We start from the raw sequence: 4804 nt of genomic DNA, 5'->3' as shown, positions 1-4804 counted from the left end.
GGATTTCTGGCAAAGCCTGCGCCATCGGCGCGGGCATCTGCACGGCAATGAACTTGGCGTCGTGCCGGGCCGTGCTCACCGCATGACTGCCAGCGTCTGCCTCGACGCCTCGGGACTCTTCGCGCAGCCAGCGGTAGACCACATTGGCGTTCAACCCATTGCGCAGCGCTATCGCGGCCACGGAGGCATCGGCCTGGCCGCAGGCCTGAAGCACCTCGGCCCTGAATTGGGCGCTGTGTTTGCGCCGCGCCACTCTTTTCGTTTCCATAGTGTCCACTTGTTTGTTTCGTGGACACTATGTTTGCCCACTTTGCGGCCAGTCTCAAGATGGCATGGCTGGCCGCTTACTGCCCATTGACAACAACCGCTGTGAGAATGCGATTCGCCCCTTTGTGATCGGTCGCAAGGCCTGGCTGTTCAGTGATACGCCGGCCGGTGCCCATTCGAGCGCCGTCATTTATTCGCTGGTGCAGACGGCCAAGGCCAATGGGCTGGAACCCTACACCTGGCTGCGCCAGGTGCTGCGTGATTTGCCTGCGGCCAAGACCGTCGAAGAGGTCGAGGCGATGCTGCCCTGGAATCTGCGCATACCCGATTTATCGGGCTTGGCAGCCGCTTGAGTTACTGGGGTTGATGGAGCGCTTACAAAACACGGCGCAACTCGTCACGCTGTTTGCGCTGTTCTCGCCTGTGGATGGTGCGCGGCAAATTGATGGAGTCCGTGGCATGAGTGCGGAAAAAAACAGGGGAAACGCCCTGCAAAGGGCGAACAAGGCCCGAGTGGGCAGTTAAAACGACAGGGTTTTCAGAAACTTCGCTTGAAATTCCACCACTTGAAAACCAACGACCCGTTATGCAATGTCGCGGTGAGTTATTCAGACTGTCCTTAAAGTGTGAACCGGAATGTGGCTCCCTCACCTGGCGCCGCTTGAGCCCAAATTCGCCCGCCATGGCGCTCTACCACGCGCTTGACGTTGGCAAGACCGATCCCAGTCCCCTTGAATTCGGTGTCTTGGTGCAATCGTTGGAAGACTTCGAAAAGTTTGTCACCGTAGGCCATATCAAAACCAGCGCCGTTGTCCAACACGAAAATACATGTCATCCCGCCTTCAAGTGTTTCGCTGCCGATCTGCACGTGGGCATGAGACGCTTTGCTGGAGTATTTCCATGCATTGCCTATGAGGTTCTGCATGACAACCGTCACCATGGCAAGATCACCATTGATTATCAAGTCGGCCTGGATATCAATGTCCACAACGCGATTGGGTTCGGAGTCCCTCAGTTCCTGCACTAGCTTGAACGACATCGCGGTGAGATCCACTTCTTGACGATTCAAAGCAGCCCTGGAAATTTTGGCTAAAGACAAAAGACCGTCGATCAATACACCCATATTGGTCGCACCTGCACGGATACGGTTGAGGTAGTGCCTTCCTTTTTCGCTGAATTGATCGCCATCTGACTTAAGCAACAACTGGCTGAATCCGTTGATGGTAGACAGAGGAGATCGCAGATCATGGGAAATGGAGTAAGAGAACGCCTCCAACTCCTTGTTGGCCGCCTCCAGCTGTCGCGTGCGTCGCTTGACCTGTTCTTCCAGATCGTTATGTCGAAGGATTGCCTCCTGGGCCCTCTTGCGCTCGGAGATGTCGCGCTGGACCGAGACCCAATGCGTGAACCAGCCTTTTGAATCAGCAATTGGAACAATCTCAAGCTCCACCCAGAATTCCCTCCCGTCCTTGGTGTAGTTGATGAGCTCAACCCGAACTGGCTGCCACGCTCTAAGCGCCTTTACGATACGGTCCAGTTCGGCCCGATCGGTCTTCGGTCCCTGCAGAATTCGCGGTGTTTTTCCAATCACCTCGGCCTGCGTGTAACCGGTATGTCGCTCAAAAGCCTTGTTGACAAAGACGATTCGGGGACCCGCTCCATCAAAGGGTTCCGCTTCTGTGATGAGAACGATATCGTTGAGATGTGATACTGCCGATTCAAGAAGCCCCAATTGCGCGAGGGCGGCGCGTGTCTGCGTCACATCGCGGAAATAAATTGCCATTCCCTCCTCGCTGGGATAGGCGCTTATGGCATACCAACCATCCGGGGACAACAGCTGGCACTCGTTCAAGTGAACCGGCAAACCGGATCTTGCAGCTTCCAAGAACTGATCCTCTACAGCAGTACCCACAAGTTGCTGAAATTCCGACCAGAAACTTTTTCTCAATAGCCCCTCGCGCGTGCGGTCCAGCATGTGTGCAGCTTCCTTATTGAGGAAAGCAAATGTCCAGTCGCCATCCAGAATAAAGAATCCGTCGGTGATGCTTTCGAGAGTGTTTTTCAGGCGGTTTGCAAGGATGTTGGTCTTTTGCTCCAGCAACTTCGTTTCGTTGATGTTTGTTGCTAATCCATACCAATTAACAATTTTGCCGGCTGCATCGCGGACAGGATCCGCCTGTACCCGGTGCCATTGGTATTCGCCGCTCACGCTTTCCCGAAGGCGATAGTCGACCAAATACGACGTGCCGGTGCGAACCGAGGTTTCCCAGGCACCCAGACAGTGCTGTCGATCTTCCCGATGAATAAGGGGAATCCAGTTAATATGGGACCCCGAGTTAGAAGAGCTTGTGTTCTGATCTCCGCCACAGTAGACATGGAAGGCTCGGTTTGCAAACTCGATCTGTCCATCGGGTTCGGCTGTCCAGACCATGAATGGGAATGTGTCAGCCATTTCGCGGAAACGGCGCTGAGTTTCGGCCAGTGAGGCTTGCGTCTCCTTACGGGCAGTGATGTCCTGCAACACGCCTTGCACTTTAACGATCAAGCCCTGCTGGTCTCGCATGGCTTCGCCAATGGCAAGCACCCAGATGCGCCGGCCAGTGGCAGTGATCAGTTCGTGCTCGAAATTGAATGGCGTCCCGTCTTCTGCGCAGCGCGCCACCTGCTCTGTGACCTGATGGCGATACTCTTGAGGATAGTATTCGATGGCCTGCGCCAGCGTCGGCTCAAAATCGGGAGGTACTTCATGGATAGCGCGTACTTCATCCGACCAGTGAAGAAGCTGGCTCTGGAGATCGAGCATCCAGCCGCCAAGCTTGGCGGCTTTTCCTGCAATGCGAATCATGACCTCACTGTGTCGCAAAACTTCCTCCGAGCACTTCCTCTTGGAAATGTCCTCAACTACGCCGATGAACTGCGGGTGGTTGTCCTCTTCCAAGCTCAGCATTGAAAGACTGAACGTGCACCACACCGCGTTGCCATCCTTGCGCAAATAGCGCTTCTCCCACGTCAGAGCCTCGGACTGTCCCTCTCGCAATTGCGCAATCGACATAGCCTCCCGCTCTCGGTCTGCGGGGTGGGTCGCCTCGGCAGACAGGTGTCCGACGATCTCTTCTTTGGTGTGCCCAATGATGTCTGCGAAACGCTGGTTGACCCGAAGATATCTCCCACTCTCAGACACAATGACCATGCCAACAGCAGCCCGCTCAAAAAAGTTGTGGAAGCGGGTTTCCGAATTTTCCAGTTCATTTTGTGCGCGCACGCGTTCAGTGACGTCGCGCGCAAAACCCTGGATGCCCACGATCTTGGCATCTTGATAAACAGGGCTTTCGACAATTTCAAGAAGAATGCGGCGACCATCCTTGTGCCTAACCGCGGCCGTATAAGGTTCGCACGGCATCCCGTACTGCAGGGCTTTGTCGGCCAATGCATTGACGTTGGGATTAACAGGGTCGTCTGGAATGACAAGAATCTCGTAAGACTTTCCAATGAGATTTGCTGCGTTGTATCCAAGCACATGGACCGTCGACGGGGAAAGATAGGTGAAACGGTGCTGCGTGTCTCGGGTGAAAAAAAATACCTTTTCGCTACCTCCGATCATGAGCTTGAAGCGTTCCTCATTTGTCCAGAGCAACTCTTCGAGCAGCGCCTTCTCGGCTTCGACTTGTTTGCGCGCAGTGTTGTCGGTACCGATCAACAGGTATCCGATCACTTTGTTTTGCGCATCGCGCAGCGCCGTCACCGATACCACCGCCGGGAAGCGGCGGCCATCCTTGCGAATATAGTTCAGCTCGTATATATCTTCGATCCCGCGGGAGGCTTTGAACACCAAAGCATCGAAGCCCGGTGCAATCGGCGTGACCAAGTCCACGCTTAAAGCTTGAGCGCGCGCAATAAGTTCCTGAGGATCGGAAATGTCGGCTGGGGTGATCTTGTCCACCACGTCTGCCGAGTTGTAGCCCAGCATTCGCTCAGCGCCGACGTTGAAGATTTGAATTACGCCCTGGGCGTCGGTCGCGATGCTGGAGAAGTTGGTGCTGTTGAAAATCGCGTCTTGTAGAGCGATCGTCTTAAAGAGCGATTCCTGACGCCGACATTCAATGTCACCAGCTGAGGCACCTGATTTGTCGTCAGCGCCAACCCCGTCAACGGTATTGGACATGAAAACCTTCATGCAAATATTCACGCATCATTAATGGAACGGTTTTCAACGGTACCCTACTGCAGGGTAGGCTCTCGGGTTGCCACTTTTTTCAGCACTGAAACGCGCAGGCTGGTGGCAAAAAAGAGGTATAACTTGATGATACCTCTTTGGCGAAAAGTTACAAAAGCGAGTATGACTGCGACGACATTGTGTTGTTTTTTATGGACATCATCACCTGGCTGCCAACGCAAAAGTACAGCTAGTGTCGCGTCATGAGAAATTTGACGTGGACAATGGAGAATGGAACATTACAAAGTCACCTTGTCAGAGCAGGAAAGAGCCGAGTTGCAGGGCATCGCAGGCAAAGGCACGCACGCAGCATCCAAAGTCATC

General features: G+C 54.1%; 2 protein-coding genes and 1 pseudogene. 1 reads left to right on the top strand and 2 read right to left on the bottom strand.

Annotation, left to right across the window (positions count from 1 at the left end):
• On the bottom strand, nucleotides 1–268 hold a 268-nt coding region (locus tag IWX85_RS19940), incomplete at its 3' end, for a transposase (RefSeq protein WP_196870956.1).
• A 79-nt stretch (nucleotides 269–347) separates the two neighbouring features.
• Between IWX85_RS19940 and IWX85_RS19935 the strand changes: the two are divergent.
• Nucleotides 348–620, top strand: a pseudogene (locus IWX85_RS19935) (transposase domain-containing protein); the annotation flags it as partial.
• A gap of 266 nt (nucleotides 621–886) precedes the next feature.
• On the opposite strand, the gene IWX85_RS19930 reads toward IWX85_RS19935, so the two are convergent.
• Entirely contained in the window at nucleotides 887–4429 is a 3543-nt protein-coding gene (locus IWX85_RS19930; RefSeq protein ID WP_231380050.1) for a PAS domain S-box protein, read from the bottom strand.
• Between the last annotated feature and the right edge of the window lie 375 nt (nucleotides 4430–4804).

Source organism: Polaromonas sp. CG_9.11 (assembly GCF_015752225.1).
Lineage (GTDB): Bacteria > Pseudomonadota > Gammaproteobacteria > Burkholderiales > Burkholderiaceae_C > Polaromonas.
The sequence above is the reverse complement of the archived record's forward strand: the minus strand, read 5'-3'. Positions and strand labels throughout refer to the sequence as shown.

Bases quoted from the DNA above. Each gene is read 5' to 3' on its own strand.
- IWX85_RS19930 (WP_231380050.1), bottom strand. From the start codon at position 4,429: ATGTCCAATACCGTTGACGGGGTTGGCGCTGACGACAAATCAGGTGCC.